The sequence below is a fragment of the Williamsia sp. z71 genome (assembly GCF_059553375.1).
Genome location: NZ_JCANWX010000003.1, coordinates 160,377 through 179,498 on the forward strand (window position 1 = coordinate 160,377; position 19,122 = coordinate 179,498).

Annotated in this window: 16 protein-coding genes and 2 pseudogenes; 7 read left to right on the forward strand and 11 right to left on the reverse strand. The window is 65.2% G+C overall.

Annotated elements, in window-relative coordinates; translation table 11 throughout:
- Positions 1 to 21: 21 nt before the first annotated feature.
- The 4 genes and pseudogenes from rplI to rpsF form a co-directional block, all read right to left on the reverse strand.
- Entirely contained in the window at positions 22 to 477 is a 456-nt protein-coding gene (gene rplI, locus AC51GR_RS08915) for a 50S ribosomal protein L9 (RefSeq protein ID WP_496324278.1), read from the reverse strand.
- A gap of 18 nt (positions 478 to 495) precedes the next feature.
- Positions 496 to 759: a 30S ribosomal protein S18 gene (rpsR, locus tag AC51GR_RS08920; protein ID WP_020106984.1), complete on the reverse strand. Its 264-nt coding sequence runs from the start codon at positions 757 to 759 to the stop codon at positions 496 to 498.
- Between the two features lie 67 nt (positions 760 to 826).
- A complete protein-coding gene (locus tag AC51GR_RS08925) occupies positions 827 to 1,360 on the reverse strand; it encodes a single-stranded DNA-binding protein (protein ID WP_496324279.1) in 534 nt (177 codons plus the stop codon).
- 243 nt (positions 1,361 to 1,603) lie between these two features.
- Positions 1,604 to 1,879: pseudogene (gene rpsF, locus AC51GR_RS08930) on the reverse strand (30S ribosomal protein S6); the annotation flags it as partial.
- A gap of 172 nt (positions 1,880 to 2,051) precedes the next feature.
- Between rpsF and AC51GR_RS08935 the strand changes: the two are divergent.
- The gene (locus tag AC51GR_RS08935; protein WP_496324280.1) at positions 2,052 to 3,509 is read left to right on the forward strand and encodes a hypothetical protein; all 1,458 of its coding nucleotides are present in this window, start codon (positions 2,052 to 2,054) and stop codon (positions 3,507 to 3,509) included.
- Complete coding sequence (locus AC51GR_RS08940; protein ID WP_496324281.1) at positions 3,506 to 4,114, forward strand: GNAT family N-acetyltransferase; 609 nt, start codon at positions 3,506 to 3,508, stop codon at positions 4,112 to 4,114. The genes AC51GR_RS08935 and AC51GR_RS08940 overlap by 4 nt, the downstream gene beginning before the upstream one ends.
- An 11-nt stretch (positions 4,115 to 4,125) precedes the next feature.
- On the opposite strand, the gene AC51GR_RS08945 is transcribed toward AC51GR_RS08940, so the two are convergent.
- The 3 genes and pseudogenes from AC51GR_RS08945 to AC51GR_RS08955 all read right to left on the reverse strand — a co-directional run.
- On the reverse strand, positions 4,126 to 5,724 hold the full coding sequence (locus AC51GR_RS08945) for a glycosyltransferase family 87 protein (RefSeq protein ID WP_496324616.1): 1,599 nt from the start codon (positions 5,722 to 5,724) through the stop codon (positions 4,126 to 4,128).
- 115 nt (positions 5,725 to 5,839) lie between these two features.
- On the reverse strand, positions 5,840 to 7,999 hold the full coding sequence (locus AC51GR_RS08950) for a transglycosylase domain-containing protein (protein ID WP_496324282.1): 2,160 nt from the start codon (positions 7,997 to 7,999) through the stop codon (positions 5,840 to 5,842).
- A gap of 191 nt (positions 8,000 to 8,190) precedes the next feature.
- A pseudogene (locus AC51GR_RS08955) lies at positions 8,191 to 8,580 on the reverse strand (DUF5318 family protein); the annotation flags it as partial.
- Positions 8,581 to 8,888: 308 nt separating this feature from the next.
- Between AC51GR_RS08955 and AC51GR_RS08960 the strand changes: the two are divergent.
- Positions 8,889 to 9,530 carry a PadR family transcriptional regulator gene (locus AC51GR_RS08960; protein ID WP_496324283.1) on the forward strand — a complete coding sequence of 214 codons (642 nt, stop codon included), beginning with the start codon at positions 8,889 to 8,891 and terminating at the stop codon, positions 9,528 to 9,530.
- Positions 9,523 to 10,620, forward strand: coding sequence for an inositol-3-phosphate synthase (locus tag AC51GR_RS08965; RefSeq protein WP_496324284.1), 1,098 nt, complete (start codon positions 9,523 to 9,525; stop codon positions 10,618 to 10,620). Before AC51GR_RS08960 ends, AC51GR_RS08965 begins: the two co-directional genes overlap by 8 nt.
- A 138-nt stretch (positions 10,621 to 10,758) precedes the next feature.
- On the opposite strand, the gene AC51GR_RS08970 is transcribed toward AC51GR_RS08965, so the two are convergent.
- A complete protein-coding gene (locus AC51GR_RS08970) occupies positions 10,759 to 12,060 on the reverse strand; it encodes a TrpB-like pyridoxal phosphate-dependent enzyme (RefSeq protein ID WP_496324285.1) in 1,302 nt (433 codons plus the stop codon).
- Positions 12,061 to 12,153: 93 nt separating this feature from the next.
- Between AC51GR_RS08970 and AC51GR_RS08975 the strand changes: the two genes are divergently transcribed.
- The 3 genes from AC51GR_RS08975 to AC51GR_RS08985 all read left to right on the forward strand — a co-directional run bounded on the left by AC51GR_RS08975 (position 12,154) and on the right by AC51GR_RS08985 (position 15,077).
- A complete protein-coding gene (locus AC51GR_RS08975; RefSeq protein ID WP_496324286.1) occupies positions 12,154 to 13,074 on the forward strand; it encodes an alpha/beta hydrolase in 921 nt (306 codons plus the stop codon).
- 192 nt (positions 13,075 to 13,266) lie between these two features.
- The gene (locus AC51GR_RS08980) at positions 13,267 to 14,400 is read left to right on the forward strand and encodes an ABC transporter permease (RefSeq protein ID WP_496324617.1); all 1,134 of its coding nucleotides are present in this window, start codon (positions 13,267 to 13,269) and stop codon (positions 14,398 to 14,400) included.
- Positions 14,397 to 15,077, forward strand: a complete 681-nt coding sequence (locus AC51GR_RS08985) for an ABC transporter ATP-binding protein (RefSeq protein WP_496324287.1) — start codon at positions 14,397 to 14,399, stop codon at positions 15,075 to 15,077. The genes AC51GR_RS08980 and AC51GR_RS08985 overlap by 4 nt, the downstream gene beginning before the upstream one ends.
- Before the next feature lie 17 nt (positions 15,078 to 15,094).
- Here the strand turns inward: AC51GR_RS08985 and AC51GR_RS08990 are convergent, their stop codons facing one another.
- The 3 genes from AC51GR_RS08990 to AC51GR_RS09000 form a co-directional block, all read right to left on the reverse strand.
- Positions 15,095 to 16,639, reverse strand: a complete 1,545-nt coding sequence (locus AC51GR_RS08990; RefSeq protein ID WP_496324288.1) for a hypothetical protein — start codon at positions 16,637 to 16,639, stop codon at positions 15,095 to 15,097.
- 139 nt (positions 16,640 to 16,778) lie between these two features.
- Positions 16,779 to 17,573: an LLM class F420-dependent oxidoreductase gene (locus tag AC51GR_RS08995; RefSeq protein WP_496324289.1), complete on the reverse strand. Its 795-nt coding sequence runs from the start codon at positions 17,571 to 17,573 to the stop codon at positions 16,779 to 16,781.
- A gap of 14 nt (positions 17,574 to 17,587) precedes the next feature.
- The gene (locus tag AC51GR_RS09000; RefSeq protein WP_496324290.1) at positions 17,588 to 19,024 is read right to left on the reverse strand and encodes a phytoene desaturase family protein; all 1,437 of its coding nucleotides are present in this window, start codon (positions 19,022 to 19,024) and stop codon (positions 17,588 to 17,590) included.
- Positions 19,025 to 19,122 lie beyond the last annotated feature (98 nt).

The window sequence follows — 19,122 nt, forward strand, 5'->3', positions numbered from 1 at the left end:
TTTGTCGTAGACAGAAGCTGACTACTCGGCAGCAGCCACGGTCAGGTCGAACTTCGCAACGATGTCGTTGTGAAGGCTGACCACCACCGGGTACTTACCGGTGGCCTTGATGTGCCCCTTGGGCAGGTTGATGCTCCGCTTGTCGAGCGAGGGTCCACCGGCGGTCTTGATGGCGCCGACGACATCGTTGGCGGTCACCGAACCGAACAGCTTGCCGGAGTCGTGGGTCTTGACGCCCAGCTTGACCTCGGAGAGTCCTTCGATGGCCTGCTTGATCTCGTTGGCGTGTTCGACGCCACGGACTTCGCGGGCAGCCCGTGAACGACGGATGCCTTCGACCTGCTTCTCTGCGCCCTTGGTGGCAACAATCGCCAGTCCACGCGGGAGCAGGAAGTTACGGCCGTAGCCATCCTTGACCTCGACGGTGTCGCCGGGCGTGCCCAGGTTCTCAACCTCTGCGGTGAGGATCAGTTTCATATTCTTGGTCCTTTCCGCTTATCGAGAGGTCGAAGTGAAGGGCAGCAAGGCAACTTCACGCGAGTTCTTCACCGCGATGGCCACGTCACGCTGGTGCTGGACGCAGTTACCGGTGACCCGACGCGAGCGGATCTTGCCACGGTCCGACAGGAAACGACGCAGCAGCGCGGTGTCCTTGTAGTCGATCAGTAGGTTCTTCTCTTTGCAGAAGGTGCAGGCCTTGGCCTTGACAACCTTTTCTGCGCCACGGACCTTCCGTCCGCCTTTAGCTTTTCCAGCCATGTGTACTTACTCCAAAAAATGTTCAGACGGTTCGGGTTTCATCCCGATCGGTGTCTGGAAATGTTCGTCAGAACGGTGGTTCGTCGTCCCCGCCACCAAACGATCCGCTCGCGGGAGCACTGCCCCACGGATCGTCGTTCGATGCAGCTGCACTCGAGTTACCTCCGCCGCCGCCACGGTTTCCACCGCCGCCGCCGGACCCGAAGTTGCCGCCACCTCCGCCTGTTCCGCCGCCGCGTGAGGCCCGATTGACCTTTGCGGTGGCGTAGCGAAGTGAGGGACCGATCTCGTCGACCTCTAGTTCCACTATCGTCCGCTTCTCGCCCTCACGGGTTTCGTACGACCGCTGCTTGAGCCGGCCGGACACGATCACCCGCGAACCCTTGGTGAGAGACTCGGCAACATTTTCCGCGGCATCGCGCCAAATGTTGCACCGCATGAACAGCGCTTCGCCGTCTTTCCAGTCATTGGTCTGCCGGTCAAACGTCCGCGGCGTCGAAGCCACGGTGAAGTTCGCGACAGCGGCACCGGACGGTGTGAACCGTAGTTCCGGATCGGCTGTCAGGTTTCCAACGACGGTGATGACGGTATCGCCAGCCATGTGTATCTCCCGAGATCAGTTGCGGTTGCGCAGTGGTTTGGGGTCGATGTGCACCGAGCGAGGCCCCCTGCCTGAGAGGAAGCCTAGAACTCGGCACCGACACGCACTAGGACGTTCGCGGAGAGCCTTTGGTTCTCCGAGAACACCGGGTAGCTACTTGGCTACCTTCGGCGGCTTGGCCGCAGCCTTGGCAGCGAACTTGGCAGCAATCTTCGCCCGTCGCACCTTGGCCTTCTCGTCCACGCGCATCACCTTGGTGCGAAGCACCGATTCGTTCAGCTTGAGCTGACGATCGAGCTCGGTGACCGTGGCCGGTTCCGCGTTCAGATCGACGACTGCGTAGATACCCTCGGTGTGCTTGAGGATTTCGTAAGCAAGACGACGCTTGCCCCAGACATCGACGCCCGCAACATTTCCGCCATCCTGGCGAATCACATTGAGGAAAGTATCCAACGAAGGAGCAACAGTTCGCTCATCCAGGTTGGGGTCAAGGATGACCATCAATTCGTAATGACGCATAAGACCTCATCACCTCCTATGGACTAGGTAGGCCACGGACGTTCCGTGGCAGGAGGGTCGCCTGCGTCGGCAACCGAGCCAGGGTACCCCAGATGACCCTGACCAGCGAAATCCTGACCGCCCCCATGGGTGGCAACGGCCACGCGACACCCCATCTCCTACCCTGTAGCCCATGCCTTCGCCGCCGGTCCCTTCAACGTGGGAGCTGACGACCTCCGAAAAACCGTCCTGGCGCCTGCGCCTGAGTTCCGGTCGCGGCGAACTGGTTTTGATCCTGCTGATCTCGCTGGTGATCAGTTCGCTGTTCATGTGGCTCGGCTATCTGGGCAAGGCCACCTGCGGCGGAGCACCGTTCGACGCGTCCGGCCGCAGCGCCCACTGGCCCGTCGGGACCGGCGAGATCCTGATGCCGTGTTACTCGGACCTGCAGTTCCTCTGGATCGGCCGCGACATCAACAACCACGTGTTCCCGTTCATCCACGGCGGCATCACCGAGAACGGCGTGTTGTACGGCGGCGTGGTCGAGTACCCGGTGCTCTCGGGTCTGTTGATGTACCTCGGCGCCAGCGGCGCCCACACCGACAGCGACTTCCTCTTCCAGTCGGCTCTGCTGATCGCACCGTTCGGTGTCCTGATCGTCATCCTGCTGGCCCTGCTGGCGCGGTGGTGGGTCCTGCTGTGGGCCGCAACACCCGCACTGATTCTCTATGCGTTCCACAACTGGGAGCTGCCGGTCGTCGCGACGACCGTGGTCGCGGTGGCGATCATGATCTTCGGCGCCCGCATCAACCCCCGCACCGGATTGCCGTGGTTGTCGCTGCGGACCAGCGCCTTCTGGACGTCGTTTGTCCTGTCGATCGGGTTCTGTCTCAAGATCTATCCGGGCCTGTTCGTCCTGCCGCTGGCCATCTTCGTCCTGACCCGCGCCGCTCGCGGGGCGCGGGCCTCGAAATCCGATCTGGACTGGAAGGGCGCCGGCGGTGTGGTCGGGATCGCGATCGCAACGGTCGTCGCCGTCCAGTTGCCGTTCATGGTCGCGGGTTTCGAAGGCTGGAAGGCCTCCCTGTCGTTCCAGGGCAAACGCAAGGCCGACGTCGACACCAACTCCATCTGGTACTGGGGCCTTCGGCATCTCACCGGCGACGGACCCCATGACCCGGACAGTCTCTACAACTCGCTCGTCGGGGTGGCCTCACCGCTGTTGATCATCGTCGGCATGGCCGCGGCGGTCTGGTTCGGTGTCCGGCATTGGCAGCGGGGCAACGTCTTCCCGTGGATCGGGACCAGCGCTGCGATGCTGGCCGCCTTCATGCTCTTCCACAAAGTGCACTCACCGCAGTACACGTTGTGGATCCTGCCCTTCTTCGTGCTGCTCGCCGTCGACTGGCGGATCATCGCGGCATATCTGATCGGCGACGTCGCACTCGATCTCACCATCTTCCGGATGTTCGGCATCCTGACCCGCGGTGACGACATGACCTGGTGGGTGATGGGCGGCGTCCAGCTCGGCGTCTGGTCGCATGCGCTGTGTCTGCTGATCCTCATCTATCACTTCGTCGGGGCACCCCTGCGGGTACCGCCGAAAACCGCTTCACCCGAGAAGGTCCCGGAGACTACCGTTCCGGCATGAGCTGGTTCACCGCGCCTGTCCTGACCGGAGCCCGGGTCACCCTGCGCCCGTTGGAATTGTCCGACGCCCCCGAGCTGTCCGCGGCGGTCGATCGCCCGGACGCCTACCGATGGACCACGGTTCCGACCGACGCGGACAGCGCTGTTCGGTACATCCAGACCGCACTCGACACCCCGGATCGGGTGGCGTTCGCCGTGATCGACCGCGACTCCGATCGGATCGTCGGATCCACCAGCTACTACGACATCGATCCGGCGAGCTGGACGGTGGCCATCGGCCACACCTGGTATTCGACCGCAGTACAGGGCACCACGGTCAACCCGGACGCCAAACTCCTGTTGCTGCACCGCGCCTTCGAACAGCTCGGTGCAGTACGGGTCATCTGGCATACAGACGAACGAAATGCCCAGTCGCGGGCCGGGATCACCAAGCTGGGCGCGACGTTCGAGGGACTCCTCCGCAAACACCGCCCACTGCCCGGACCCACCGAGGAGACCTCGAACGGACCGCGACCGTCGTTGTGGCGCACCACGGCCCAATACGCGATGACCGACGAGGATTGGCCGACGGCGAAGAAGGTCCTGGAGCAGCGCGTCCGGCGATGACGTCGTCGCGGTCAGGCCCGCGAACCGACCTCGAACGCCTCGGTGGGCTGATCACTGTCCCGGAGTGCAGCTTTGGTCGACCGGCGCGGCCACGGCATCCGGTCTTCGGCTCGGTCCAGAACACCGCCACCGGGATCGTCGACGACGATGCTGCGCCACCCGCGGCCACGTCGGACGAGGTCGGAGGTGGGGTGATAGATCTGCCAGATCACCATCGCGCAGAGCGCGAGCACGGCAACGTCGCGGATCACCACCGCCGACAGGAACCACTGTTCGGGCAGCCCGTCGTCGGTTTCCTTGTACAGGTACCACATCATCCGGGGCACCCAGACCAGAGCGTCGATCAACATCCAGGACAACAAGATTCGGGTGTGCGGCAGTGCCAGCACCGCCAGCGGCACCAACCACAGGGAGTACTGCGGACTCCACACCTTGTTCACGAGCAGGAATCCGGCCACGGTCAGGAACATCAACTGTGCCAGGCGCGGGCGCATCGGGGCCTGGAACCCGATGAACACCACCACCAGGGCGACCAGGATGAACAATCCCATGCTGATGGCGTTGAGCAGCGTCGGTGGCTGGCCCGGCTGATTGCCCCACTGGTAACCGGTGATCGCGGAGATGACGTTGAACAGGGTGTCGGGGTCGGTGCCCCGATCCGAGTTGTACCGGAAGAACTCGGTCCAGCCGCGGAAATGGGTGACCATGATCGGCAGGTTGATCAGCAGCCAGGTAGCGGCCGTCAGCGCCGCGGTCACCAGGAAGTCGCGCACCTTGCCCGCACGCAGACACAGCACCAGCAACGGGATCAGCAACAACGCCGGATACAGCTTGGCCGACATGCCGATACCCAGGAAAATGCCGGTGAGCCAAGGGTTTCGACGCGACCACGCGAGCATGGCCACCGAGAGCGCTGCGATGGCGATGGCATCGAAGTTGGTGAAGATGTGCACGATCACCAGCGGTGAGGCCGCGGCCAGCGCCGCCGCCCACACCCGTCGCGAAGCGGTCAGGGCCGTCGCCCAGATGGTCACCAACCAGCACAGGGCCAGACCCAGCGCGACCAGATTGAAGAACAGGACGACATCCAATGCCGCCGGGACGCCCCAGTTCTCATGCGCCCATTCCCAGCCGTGCGCGGTCTGCGCCGCCGCGTACATGAACATTCCGGTCAGGACCGGGTACTCCATGAACCGCTGCTGCTGCCCGCCCGTCCCGTCGTCCTCATACCAGGACGATTTGTACGGGAACGCGCCCACATCGAGCCGCTCGGCGCTGTACAGCGGAATCGTGTCGGCATAACACATTGCGGTGTATTGCCGATGGTTGTCCCAGTCCAGGCCCATGACCCCGGTCTCGGCATCGGGGGCCTGTTGCAGGCAGCCGGCTTTGGCGTACCAACCGAGTGCCAGGAACACCAGCGCGATCAGCATCAGCACCCGAACCGGGGTCCAGGTGCGGCTGCGGCCGACAACCGCGTGCAGGCCGATCGGGCCACCGATCACCATGCTGCCCGGTGCGACGATCGGGTCGGTGCGGCTGGGCAGCTCGCGGGTGGTCACCTCACGGCGATCCGATGCCGGCTCCGCAGGCGTGTCGAACAAGTTCAACGCGTCGGACTCGTCCGTGTCGCTCGCGTGTCGGGCGTCGGTGTCCTGGTCCGGCCCTTGATGTTCCGTCGGCACCGCAGAGCCCCCCGGATCGCCGTCGGTGGCCACGACCCGCCTACGGATTCCTGGTGGGCGGGCCGGCCTCTTCAGATGGCAACTCCGGATCGGCCTCTGATTCGGGTTCGGGCTCGGTCTCGGTCTCTTCGCCTGCCTCACCGCCACCGGGCAGCGGGATCACGATGCCCGGCGCCAACGTCACACCGGGTCGGGACGTCGCCGTCTCCTCCGGTTCGGTGGTCGTCGGGGCCGCAGTGCGGGTGGAGGTGGCCGTGGACGTCGGCGGTGCCTCGTACGGGATGCCCGAGATACCGCCCACTGCAGCCGGCTTCGGGAAGTCCTCGATCGGTTGGCCGTCGAGCGCCGCGTTCATGGCGGTCCGCCAGATCTGCGCGGGCAGCCCGGAACCGTAGATCGTGGAGCCGTTGTAGTTGACCAGTTCGGTGCCGTTGTCGGTACCGACCCAGACCGCGGTGGACAGTTGCGGCGTGTAACCCACCATCCAGGCGTCCTTGTTCATACCGGTGTCGCCGAGCTGCGTGGTGCCGGTCTTGGCAGCCGACGGCCGCGAACCACCATCGAGCGCATTGCCGTTGGAGTATGCGGCGATGGGTTCGAGTGCGGCGGTGGTGTTGTCGGCGACCTCGGCGGGGAGCCGGCGTTCGCCCTGGTTGTCGGTGCGCTCGAAAAGCACCTCACCCTGCGAGTTCTCGACCTTCTGCACGAAGTGGGGCGTGTGATAGGTGCCCGAGGCTGCCAGGGTCGCGTATGCCGACGCCATGTCGATCACGCGGGAGTCGTACTGTCCCAGCACCACACCGCCTTCGACGCCACTGCCGTCCTGGTTCTCCAGCGTCGGGGTGCCGTCGGCCCGGGTCTCCGGGATACCGGCGCGGTGAGCCGCATCGGCGACCGCGGTGGGTCCACCGTTGAGGTCCATCATCAGCCGGTAGAAGACCGTGTTGAGCGACATCTTCATCGCGGTGGCCAGGTTGCAGCTACCGCATGAGGTGCCATCAGAGTTGTTGATGGTGACACCGCCGGATTCGAAGGGCGCCGAACTATAGGTCTTCGACAGCGCGATGCCCTGCTCGAGCGCGGCCACCATCGCGAACACCTTGAACGATGAACCGGTCTGCAAATCGGCCTGTGCGTAGTCGAAACCGTTGCCGTCGTTGCCACCGAAGTAGCCCCTCACAGCACCGGTCTTGGGATCGACCGATACCACTGCGGTCCGCAGATCCTTCGGTTCACCGTCGAGCGAGTTGTTGGCCGCCGAGACATTGGCGCTCTGGACCTGCGGATCGATGGTCGTGGTGATCCTCAGTCCGCCGGTACGGATCTCGTCCTCGGAGATGTCGAGGCCGCCCAGTTCGGCGAGCACCTGGCGCTTGATCAGGCCGTTCGGCCCGTCACTGGCCGGATCGCCGGTCTGTGCCTGCTGATCGACCACGGTCGGGTACTGCTGCGCGGCAGCTTCCTCCTCGGTGATCGCCTTGGTGGTGACCATGCCGTCGAGCACGTACTGCCAGCGGACCTGCGCTGCTTCGAGATTGGTCGCCGGGTCGTAGTAGGAAGGGGACCGGATCGAGCTGGCGAGCACTGCCGACTCCGACAAGGTGATGTCGCGGATGTCCTTGTTGAAGTACGCCTTCGATGCTGCGGCGACGCCGTAGGCGCCCCGGCCGAAGTAGATGGTGTTGAGGTAGGCGGCCATGATCTCCGGCTTGGACCACTCGTTGGCCATCTTGGTGGAGATCGCCAACTCACGGAACTTGCGCTGGTAGCTGGCCTCGTCGCCGGTGAGCACGTTCTTCACGTACTGCTGGGTGATGGTCGAGCCACCGCCGGCGCTCTCGTTGCCGGTGATCTTGCCGAGCGCGGCGCGCCCGTATCCGCTGATGGAGAAGCCCGCGTTCTCTTCGAACTCACGATCCTCGGCGGCGATGACGGCCTGCTGGAGTACCAGCGGGATGTCCTCGATCGCGACGTCGGTGCGGTTGCCCTCCGGCGGGATGATCCTGGCGATCTCACCCCCGTTGGTGTCGACCACCGTCGCGACCTGACTCTGCTTGATGTCACCGGGGGCCGGGACCGCCACATCGGAGTAGGTGAACAGGAACACCGCTGCCATCACCAGGACGAAGCCGGGCAACAGGGCGCCACCGAGGCCGAGGACCCAGGCCAGCGCCTTCTGCCACGCACGCTTCTTCTGCACCGGATTCCGACCGGGGGACGCAGATTGCCTGGTGCCACCGCTGCCGGCGTTCCATCCAGATCGGTTCGGTCCGTCAGGGCCGTTGCTCACAGATACTTCTCCATACCTTCAGTGCCCATTCCTGCTGGGCCTTTATCGGCGTCCGCCTTCGCGGGATCACCGGTAGTCGTGTTCTTCGATGCCCGTCCGCCGGCAACCCGGCGGGTCCGGCGTACGGGCGGTCGCGGTGGCAATCCCGACACGTACGACTGGACCAGATGGTTCCAGCTGCACGTGCGGCACACCTCCACCACGTGTACCGAAAATTCCTCCTGGCTCGCCGCCAGGCGCTGAATCTCTTCATTTGTACGGGCCGAACCCGAAACCTGTCCAAGCTTCTCGCCGAACACCCAAGAAACGATCGTGACCTGCTCTTTTCGGCAGATCGGGCATCGTTCTGAGCTGGTCAGACCGTGAAACTTGGCCGCCCGCAGCAGATAGGGGCTGGCATCGCAGACCTCGGCCACACCGGTACGCCCGGCGTAGACCTCGGCCAGCCGGGACTTCCGCTGTAGCGCGTAGTCCACCACCTGTCGCTGCATTGGCACTCGTCAAGAGTACGTGGCTCCGACCAGCAGGCGTTCGTGGTTGTCCGGCGATGTCGCTCCGGATGCGGTATATCCCCCGCCCGCCGAGCGTGCCGAAATGACCGTCGACCGTGCCGAACTTGTCCGTTTCGGCGGCAATTTCGGCCCGCTCGACGGTGTTTTCGGCCCGCTCGGCGGAGGGGCGGGCGGGATCAGCGCAGGTCAAGGCGGTATGGGGTACCGGTTATATCGGCGCGATACATACGTGTGTAGCATCAGGCTTACAGGTTTCTGAAACACGTCGGATGGAGGTGTGACCGAATATGCTCGAACTCGCAGTACTCGGCTTGCTCCTCGAGTCTCCGATGCACGGCTACGAGCTGCGTAAGCGGCTCACCGGCCTGCTCGGTGCATTCCGCGCGTTTTCGTATGGATCGCTGTACCCGTCACTGCGCCGAATGCAGGCAGACGGTTTGATCGCTGAGGATTCGGGCACACCCGGGACTTTGAAGCGACGCGCTCGCCGCGTCTACGCATTGACCCCGAAGGGACGGGAGCGGTTCGCCGAACTGCTCGCAGACACCGGCCCGCAGAACTACACCGACGATGGCTTCGGAGTGCATCTCGCATTCTTCAGCCGGACTCCCGCCGAGGCGCGCATGCGCATCCTCGAGGGTCGGCGCCGGCAAGTGGAAGAACGCCGCGAGGGTCTCCGAGAGGCTGTCGGTCGCTCGAACCGCACAGTCGATCGCTACACCAAGCAGCTCCATCAGTTGAGTCTCGAGTCGAGCGAACGAGAAGTCCGCTGGCTCAACGAGCTCATCGCCGCCGAGAACTCGGAACGGACCGAGGATTCGACGGACACGTCGAGAAATCCCGGACCGTTGCCCTCGGAAACGGTCTTTGCAGAACCCGAAACAACCTCAGTAACACCACACAAAGAAGGGGAACCCGACCATGGGTGACAACAGTTCAATTCGCGTGGCGATTGTTGGCGTGGGAAACTGCGCCTCATCCCTGGTCCAGGGCGTGCAGTACTACAAGGATGCCGACGAGAACGCCAGCGTTCCCGGCCTCATGCACGTGAAGTTCGGTAAGTACCACGTCCGCGACGTCAACTTTGTCGCCGCGTTCGATGTGGACGCCAAGAAGGTCGGATTCGACCTCTCGGACGCCATCTTCTCCAGCGAGAACAACACCATCAAGATCGCTGACGTGCCGCCGACCGGCGTCAACGTCCTGCGCGGCCACACCCTGGACGGCCTCGGCAAGTACTACCGCGAGACCATCACCGAGGCCGACGGCGACGGCGTCGACGTGGTCCAGGTGCTCAAGGACAACAAGGTCGACGTCCTCGTCTCGTACCTGCCCGTCGGATCCGAACAGGCCGACAAGTTCTACGCACAGTGCTGCATCGACGCCAACGTCGCGTTCGTCAACGCACTGCCCGTCTTCATCGCCAGCGACCCGGTCTGGGCCAAGAAGTTCACCGACGCCGGTGTTCCGATCGTCGGCGACGACATCAAGAGCCAGGTCGGTGCCACCATCACCCACCGCGTCATGGCGAAGCTGTTCGAAGATCGTGGCGTCACGCTCGATCGCACGTACCAGCTGAACGTCGGCGGCAACATGGACTTCAAGAACATGCTCGAGCGTGAGCGCCTGGAGTCCAAGAAGGTCTCGAAGACGCAGGCTGTGACCTCGAACCTGACCGGTGCGCTGGCCAACAAGATCGAGGACAAGAACGTCCACATCGGACCTTCGGACCACGTCGCATGGCTCGATGACCGCAAGTGGGCCTACGTCCGCCTCGAAGGCCGCGCCTTCGGTGACGTGCCGCTGAGCCTCGAGTACAAGCTCGAGGTCTGGGACTCCCCCAACTCGGCAGGCATCATCATCGACGCCGTGCGCGCCGCCAAGATCGCCAAGGACCGCGGCATCGGTGGACCGATCCTCCCGGCTTCGGCCTACCTGATGAAGAGCCCGCCCGAGCAGCTCGCCGACGACGTCGCGCGCGACCAGCTCGAAGCCTTCATCATCGGTGCAGACGCCTGATCCAGCTCGACAACTGACACAACCAAAGAGCCGCACACCTTTCGAGGTGTGCGGCTCTTGGCGTCGAACCCGATGATGTGGCCTTTTGGCGATCAAAAGCCCAGGTGGGCAACGCCATAAGGCCACATCATCGGGGTGCTACATCGTTCCGTTGAGGAACGCCGAGTAGGCGGGCAGGTCGAGTTGGCCGTGTCCGCTCAGGCCGATGACGATCACTTCTTCGGCGTCGGAATCACGGACGCGGTCGACGGCTGCGGCGATCGCGTGGGTCGATTCCGGCGCCGGGACGATGCCTTGCGTCCGAGCGAAGAGCACACCGGCGGCAAACGCGTCCTTCTGCTCGATCGCAACACCGGAGACGTATCCGAGTTCCACGGTGTGGCTCAACGCCGGTGACATGCCGTGGTAGCGCAGGCCGCCGGCGTGAATTGGATCGGGCACGAAATCCATACCCAGCGTGTGCATCTTGAGCAGCGGTGTCAGGCCGGCGACATCGCCGTGGTCGTAACGGTATTCACCCTTCGTGATCGAGGGGCACGCGGCCGGCTCGGCGGCGACGATCTTCGGGTTCGACCGGCCGTGGATCTGCTCGCGGATGAACGGGAACGCCAGGCCGGCGAGGTTGGAACCGCCACCGGCACAACCGAAAACGTAATCGGCGCCACCGGACTCCACCAGCGCGAGCTGGTCGACGGCTTCCACTCCGATCACACTCTGATGCAGCACAACGTGATTGAGCACGCTGCCGAGTGCATACCGCGCACCGGGATCCTTCACCGCCGCCTCGACGGCCTCGCTGACGGCCATCCCGAGGCTGCCGGTGGTGTCCGGTGTCTCCTTCAGGATCGCGCGGCCGGCCTCGGTCAACTCCGAGGGGCTCGAATGCAATGTGCCGCCGTATGTCTCGATGAGGTAGCCGCGGTAGGGCTTGGACTCGTAGGAGGCCCGCACCTGCCATACCTCGACATCGATGCCGAACAACGCGCCGGCAAAAGCCAGTGCACTACCCCACTGACCGGCGCCGGTCTCGGTGGTCAGGCGGGTCACGCCGTCGACCGAGTTGTAGTAGGCCTGCGCCACTGCCGAGTTGGTCTTGTGGCTGCCGACCGGGCTGACCCCCTCGTACTTCACGTAGATCCGCGCCTTGGTGTTCAGCGCCTCCTCGAAGCGGCGGGCCCGGATCAGCGGCGAGGGCCGCCACATCTTGTAGACCTCACGGACCGGTTCGGGGATCTCGATGTAGGGCTCGGTCGACACCTCCTGCGCGATGAGGCCCGACGGGAACAGCGGCGCGAGATCGTCAGGGCCGACCGGTTCCCTGGTGCCGGGATGCAGATGCGGCGGGATCGGCTCGGGCAACTCCGCTGCCAGGTTGTACCAGTGGGTCGGGACATCCACACTGATCAGGTCACGACTGGCTACGGGGGTGTCAATGGTCATGCACACGACTTTAGGCGTACCCCCGTCCACGGTCACGGGGGTTACCCCGAAACCCAGACGGCCGGCGGCGTTACCCGGCTAGCATCCGACGTGATGATCAACCGCATCCGAAATCGCCGGGCATTCCACCCTGACCTGCGCCTGTATTCGCTGTTCATCCCGCAGCGACTGGTCGGACCCAGGACCGTGCCGGTGATCCGGTCGCTGACCAAACTGATCCGCGGCAGTTCCGCCGCCACGGTCCATCAGGTCGCTCCCGGCGTGAGTGTCCGGTTGTTCCGTCCCACCAAACCGGCCACCGTCCCGGGGCCCGCGGTCCTGTGGATCCACGGCGGCGGCATGGTGATCGGCACCGCGGCGCAGGATGACGCCACCTGCAAGCATTTTGCCGACGCACTCGGCGCCACCGTGGCCTCTGTGGAGTACCGGCTCGCCCCGGAACACCCCTATCCCGTCCCCGCGGAGGACTGCTATGCCGCGCTGCGCTGGCTTGCCGAACGGCCGGAGGTCGACGTCGACCGGATCGTGGTCGGCGGTGCCAGCGCAGGCGGCGGACTGGCCGCGACGGTCGCGGCCTTTGCCCACGACCGCGGCCAGATCACCCCGATCCTGCAGTTGCTGATCTATCCGATGCTCGACGATCGCTCGGTCACGCCCGACAAGAACCACCGGTTGTGGAACGCGGCGAGCAACCGGTTCGGCTGGGAGAGCTACCTCGGTGATACCTCGCCCGACGTCGCGGTTCCGGCCCGTCGCACCGATCTGACCGGTCTGGCCCCGGCCTGGATCGGAGTCGGATCACTGGACCTGTTCTTCGAAGAGGACCGGACCTACGCCGCGCGGCTGGAGGCAGCGGGAGTGCCCTGCACGTTGGAGGTCGTGTCCGGGGCTTTCCACGGTTTCGACGCGGTCGGCCACCGTGCGCCCGTCGTCCGCGAATTCTTGGCTGCCCAGACCGACGCCATGCGTCACGCACTCCGCACGGACGGGCGGCCGAGACTGCCCGACCAGTGACCGGCAGAGCCGGCCCGAACAACTACTACTTGCCGTAGTAGGGTTACCCGGCGGAACAATCCGGACGCGATCTCGGATCGGCAAGGCGGGAACATGCCCCCGGCCGGACTGCTCCCGAGTACCCCTGTCACCCCCCTGGTCGACGGTGAGCACAGCGTTCTTCTGCCCGCGCTCATCGGCAAGGAGTTTCGGATGTTCCTGGCAGTTCGCGAGCTGATCTACGCGCGCACACGTTTCCTGTTGATGGGGGCGGTCGTCGCGTTGATCTCGGTCCTCATGGTGATTCTCTCCGGATTGTCCACCGGCCTCGTCGACGACGGTGTCTCCGGCCTTCAGCGCAGTCCGGTACAGGCATTCGCATTCGCCGAGGGCACCAAGACCGACTCGGCATTCTCCCGGTCGGTGGTCACCCAAACGCAGGCCGAAACGTGGGCGCAGCAACCCGACGTCGAGCACGCCGAACTGATGGGCAACTCGATCGTCAACGCGCACAACAGTGATGGCACGCCCGTTGACCTGACACTGTTCGGCGTGACCCCTGGTTCATTTCTCGAACCCGAGGCCGCCGAAGGCACCGCCATCGCCGGACCAAACGACATCATCGTCAGTTCGACTGCCCGCGACGAGGGTGTGGAGATCGGCGACCGGATCACGATCGATCGCATCGGCACCGAACTCAACGTTGTCGGATTCACTTCGGACAAGCGCACATTCGGCCACGTCGACATCGCCTATGTCCCACTGACCACCTGGCAGGAGATCAACAGCGGCGGCGCCGACAGCGACGGTTCCTTCGACCCACGGATCTACGATGAGGCCAGCGTGGTCGCGATCGAAGGAACCTCGAACCAGCTGCCCGAACTGACATCCGGTGATGCCGCGGCCGGCACATCGTCGAAGAGCCTCGAGGACTCGTTCGATTCCTCACCCGGATACGCGGCGGAGACGATGACCATGTCGATGATCACCGCGTTCCTGTACGCGATCTCGGCACTGGTGGTCGGGGCCTTCTTCACGATCTGGACCGTGCAACGTACGCGAGAACTTGCACTCCTACGCGCACTCGGTGCCTCGACGCCTTACCTGCTCAGGGACAGCATCCTGCAGGCAACATTCGTCCTTCTCGGCTCCGTCGCCGTGGGAGTCGGCATCGGCGTCGGGTTCGGATCCGGGCTCAGCGGAACCGGGATGCCCTTCTCCATGCAAGCCGGGCCCATTCTCCGGGGCGCGGTCCTGCTGATCGTCCTGGGACTACTCGGCGCGGCTGTCGCGGTGATCCGAGTCGCCCGCATCAATCCACTGACCGCCCTGGGGGAGAACCGATGACCACCACCGGAACCGCAGGCCTCGAACTCCGCGACGTCACACTGACCTTCGGGGACGGCGACAGTTCGATCACCGCCCTGGACAACGTTAACCTGCAGGTCACCCCCGGCGAGCTGGTCGCCATTGTCGGACCTTCCGGGTCTGGCAAGTCGACCCTGCTCGCGGTTGCCGGCGGGCTGACCGTCCCCACCACAGGCTCGGTTCACCTGGCCGGGACCGACCTGAGCGGGGTTACGGCGAAGAAGCTGACGAAGATCCGCCGCGACCACATCGGGTTCGTGTTCCAGACCGCCAACCTGGTGCCGTCGCTGACCACACTCGATCAGCTGCGCCTGATGCCGACGATCACCGGGCGCCGGGGGCGCGATCCCCTCCCGCTGCTGGAGGCCGTCGGTATGGGTCACCGCCTCGACAAGAGGCCCGGTCAGCTGTCCGGTGGAGAACGACAGCGGGTGGGTATCGCCAGGGCCCTGGTCACCGAGCCGTCGTTGCTGCTCGTCGACGAACCGACCGCCGCGCTCGACCGCAAGCGCAGCCACGAGGTGGTGCAGGTGCTCGCCGAAGAGACCCACCGCGCAAACGTTGCCACCATCATGGTGACCCACGATCACGATGTCCTTTCCCACTGCGATCGGGTGGTCGAGATGATCGACGGACGCCTCACACCGGTGCGTTGACGGTCCCGGGGGCCTGCCTAATAGATCGCGACCCGATCGGGGTCGAAGTAGTGCCCGACGCGCCGGGCGTCGAGCTGCCGGAAGATCTCACCGGCCGCCGTCGGCCAGGCCGACGTGGTCACCGATTCGCTGGCCCGCAGGACCGTCACCGTGATCAGCGCGACGCGGCCCAGCGGGGTGTCGAAACCGCTTGGCGCGCCCCACCCCTTGTTGCCCAGAAGGACACCGGCGGTGCCGTTCACCAGCCATTCCCGGGGACCGGCCAGGCCCGGTAGTTCCACGTACACCGCCTCGGGTGCGGCCGTGATCGAGCGAACGAAATCCGAACCGTCGGTGGCCGCCCGTTCCGCAACTGCCGAGAGCACCCCGAAAAGCCAATGCTCGCGGACACTCTCATCGGCCCGCAGTCCCGGATCGACCGACTCCAGGAAGAACTCCGCTCCCACACCGACCATCGAGCCACCCGGCACCGGACCGTACACGGTGCTGGTTCCACCGCCGGTCAGGCTCGGTGCCGACATCCCGTCGGTGGCGAGCAGCGTGGTCCGAACGCGTCGCACCACCCGGTACGCCCGGGTCCCGCCCGGCCAGAGCACGCCGTCGGCGTCCAGCGGCGGGAGCAGCGGTTCGTACACCTGTCCGACGCTGCGCCACAGGTTGTCCCGGGCCGTTTGGGCCTCGCGCGCTCCCGGTACGTCGGCGGTCGACTCCGGCTCCCCGCGGGTCGCGACCGCAACACCGCCGTACTGCACCGGGGCCGGAGCTGACGGCAGCCGGCTCGCCTGATGCGCGCGCTGGAATGCACGCTGGGTGAACGCCAACTCGTTCGCGTCGGGAGTCATTGCCGGGGCGGGAATTTCGACAACACCGTCGTCGGCGACCAGAAAGATCAACCGCATCTGACCACCGGCGCGCGACGGGTCGGCCGGCGCGCGGGTGAACACCCGCCAACCGGCCTGTATGCGTTGTGCGGTCAGGGAATACAGATTGTGCCCGGCGAAGTCCACCCGGCGCACGCGGATGAAGTCCAGTGCGATGGCCACGGCCGACGCCGGATCGGTGGCGCGCGAGGGCACCGAACCCGGGCCCGGAAACGGAAAATATGTACCAGAGAGCAACTGCGCCAGCGGAATCCCACCGACGTAGTCGATCAGCCATTGCGGCGCGGTTCGTGGATACCGGAGCAGGTCGTCCCGGTAGGAGTCCGGGTCGAAGATCAGTCCCGGGTCGATGGGTCCCATCTCGCCATGGTCGTATCGCACCACCGGCGGGGCGGCACTCAGTGTCATCTCCACGGAGAGCGCCGCATCGAGCCCGGCCTGATAGCGCCCGACCCGCAGGTCTCTGGCCAGTTCCAGCGCGACCGGCGGCGCCGGCACCGGAGTGGGCGGCACCTGCCCGAAGTAGGCCAGTGTGTACCGGGTCGCGGTCCCGGCGAAACCGAAACAGATCTTCGCGCCGACGGCCCCGGGCGGCGCCACCGCCGCGGCGGACTGCCCGATGGCGGCGATGAACTCGGCTTCGGACAACAGGCGGGACTGCGACGTCGACCAGTAGGTCACCGCAACTCACCTCGTCACCTGTCTCGCCGAGCCCATCGCCCGCCGCGGGCGACATACCCACCGGACGTTTGCCGACCATTATCGCCGACGTACACCCGCCGCACGTCTGTGTGGGTGATCGCCCTCTCGGAGGGGGTCGTTACGCGCTGTTGCGCCGGTCGCGCCACGCACACAGCTCGGTGACCAGCGACATGTTGTAACTCGGGCCGTTCAGACCGACGGTGAACAGGGTCACGCCCTCGTCGGCCAGGCCGTCGGCCATCGTCACGGCGGCGGCGGGGGTCTCGGCCTCGGACAGTTCGGTCGACCGGACGATCTCGTTCGGATCGCGGCCGACCGCGGCGCAGTGATCGGCCAGGACCTGCGCCTTGTGACGGTAGGTCTGGACGTCGACAAAGGAATGCCAGATGTTGGCGTGCTGGGCCACGTACTTCAGCGTCTTCTTCTCACCGCCACCGCCGATCAGGATCGGGATCTCGCGGGTCGGCGCCGGGTTGAGTTTCGCGAACCGGTCCTTGATCCGGGGCAGCGCCTCACCGAGCGCATCGAGCCGGCCACCCGCGGTCCCGAACTCGTACCCGTACTCGGTGTAGTCGCGCTCGAACCAACCTGATCCGATGCCCAGGATCAGCCGTCCATCCGAGATGTGGTCGACCGTGCGGGCCATATCGGCGAGCAGGTCCGGATTCCGGTAACTGTTGCAGGTGACCAGCGCGCCGATCTGGATGTTCGACGTCTGTTCCGCCCACGCTCCGAGCATCGTCCAACACTCGAAGTGCTCCCCGTCGCGCTCTCCGTAGAGCGGGAAGAAGTGATCCCAGTTGAACGCGATGTCGACCCCGGCATCCTCTGCCCGCAGAACGGCGTCGCGGATGTCGGAGTACCGGGCATGTTGCGGTTGCAGCTGAACAGCGATCTGAATGGGTGCAGTCATGAATTCAGTCTGCCTCAGTTCCGTCCCGAATTCTCCTGAGTGATCGCGGCTTCGGCGGCGTACATGCCACACATCCCGTGCACACCACCGCCGGGAGGGGTGGACGACGAACACAGGAACACACCCCGCACCGGCGTCGCGTAGGGCACCCGGGCCGCGACCGGCCTGGTGAACTGCTGACGGAGATCCGAAATGCCCGAATTGATGTCGCCACCTACGTAATTCGGGTTGTACACGGAATACTGCTTCGCCGTCATGGCGTGCCGCGCGAGCACGACGTCCCGAAAACCCGGTGCACACCGCTCGATCTCCGCCTCCACGGCAGCCGTCAGGTCGACGTCGCAACCATGCGGCACGTGGCAGTATGCCCAGGCCACGTGCTTGCCGGCGGGAGCCCTCGTCGGGTCCAGCACGGTCGGCGTGCCACCGATCAGGTTCGGACGCTGCGGTATCCGGCCGGCCTGCACGTCTTTCTCGTTGGCGCGGATCTGTTGTTCGTTCTCGGCCAGATGGAACGTGACCGCGGATCCGGTATGCGGGTCGGTCCATGGGATCGGTTCGGACAAGGCGAAGTCGACCTTGAAGGTGCCCGGGCCGAACCGGAACTTCGCGAGCCGGCGACGATAGCGGGCCGGCAGTCGGTGGCCCATGATGGTGGCGAACTGCCGGGGGTCGATGTCGAAGAGCTTGAGCGGGGCATCCGGCAAATCGTCGAACTTGTGGACGGGATGGTCGGTCTCGATGTGCCCACCATGCTCGCGGAGTGCACCGGCAAGTGAATCGGCAACCGCCTGACTACCCCCTTGCGCCAGTGGCCACCCGCCGGAATGCACCAGCATCGCGAGGAGCAGTCCCACCGCGGCCGTCGCGATCTCATCGGGCGGCCGGACCACATGGGTGGCGATCGAGGAGAACACCGTGCGCGTCCGTGGGTCCCGAAACATGATCTTGTTGAACGCATCTGCACTGAGCAGGGCCAGCGGACCGAAATGTGCGGCGGCCAGCGGGTGCCGGGGTACACGGAAGGGGCCGAAGAAATCGGCGATCAGATCCGCCGAGTGCGCCGCGGCGTAACCCACGGTGGCCGACCAGGCCCGGGCGTCGCGACCGAGGAACTCCTTGCTCCGGGCGAGGTCGGTGTACAGCGGCAGAGCGGTGCCGTCACCGAACACGTGCGACACACCGATCTCGGGCACCAGCCACTGCAGGCCGTGCCGGGTCAGGTCCATCGAATTGAACGCCGGGGAGGCCATACCGGTCGGATGCACCACCGAACACACATCGTGACGAAAGCCCGGCTCGGTCAGTTCGGCGGTCCGTGTCCCGCCACCGATCGAGGGATGCGACTCCAGTACGAGCACCTTGCGGCCCGTCTTGGCCAAGGTGACGGCCGCGGACAGCCCGTTCGGACCCGATCCCACAACCACTGCGTCGTACCCGTCTGCTCCCATGCCCATCAACGGTAGACCCCAAATGCCAAGACTTAACCACCGATTCACCCCGGGTTCGGGCGCCGGTTGTTTGCGCCGCCTAACGTTCGACCGGTTGC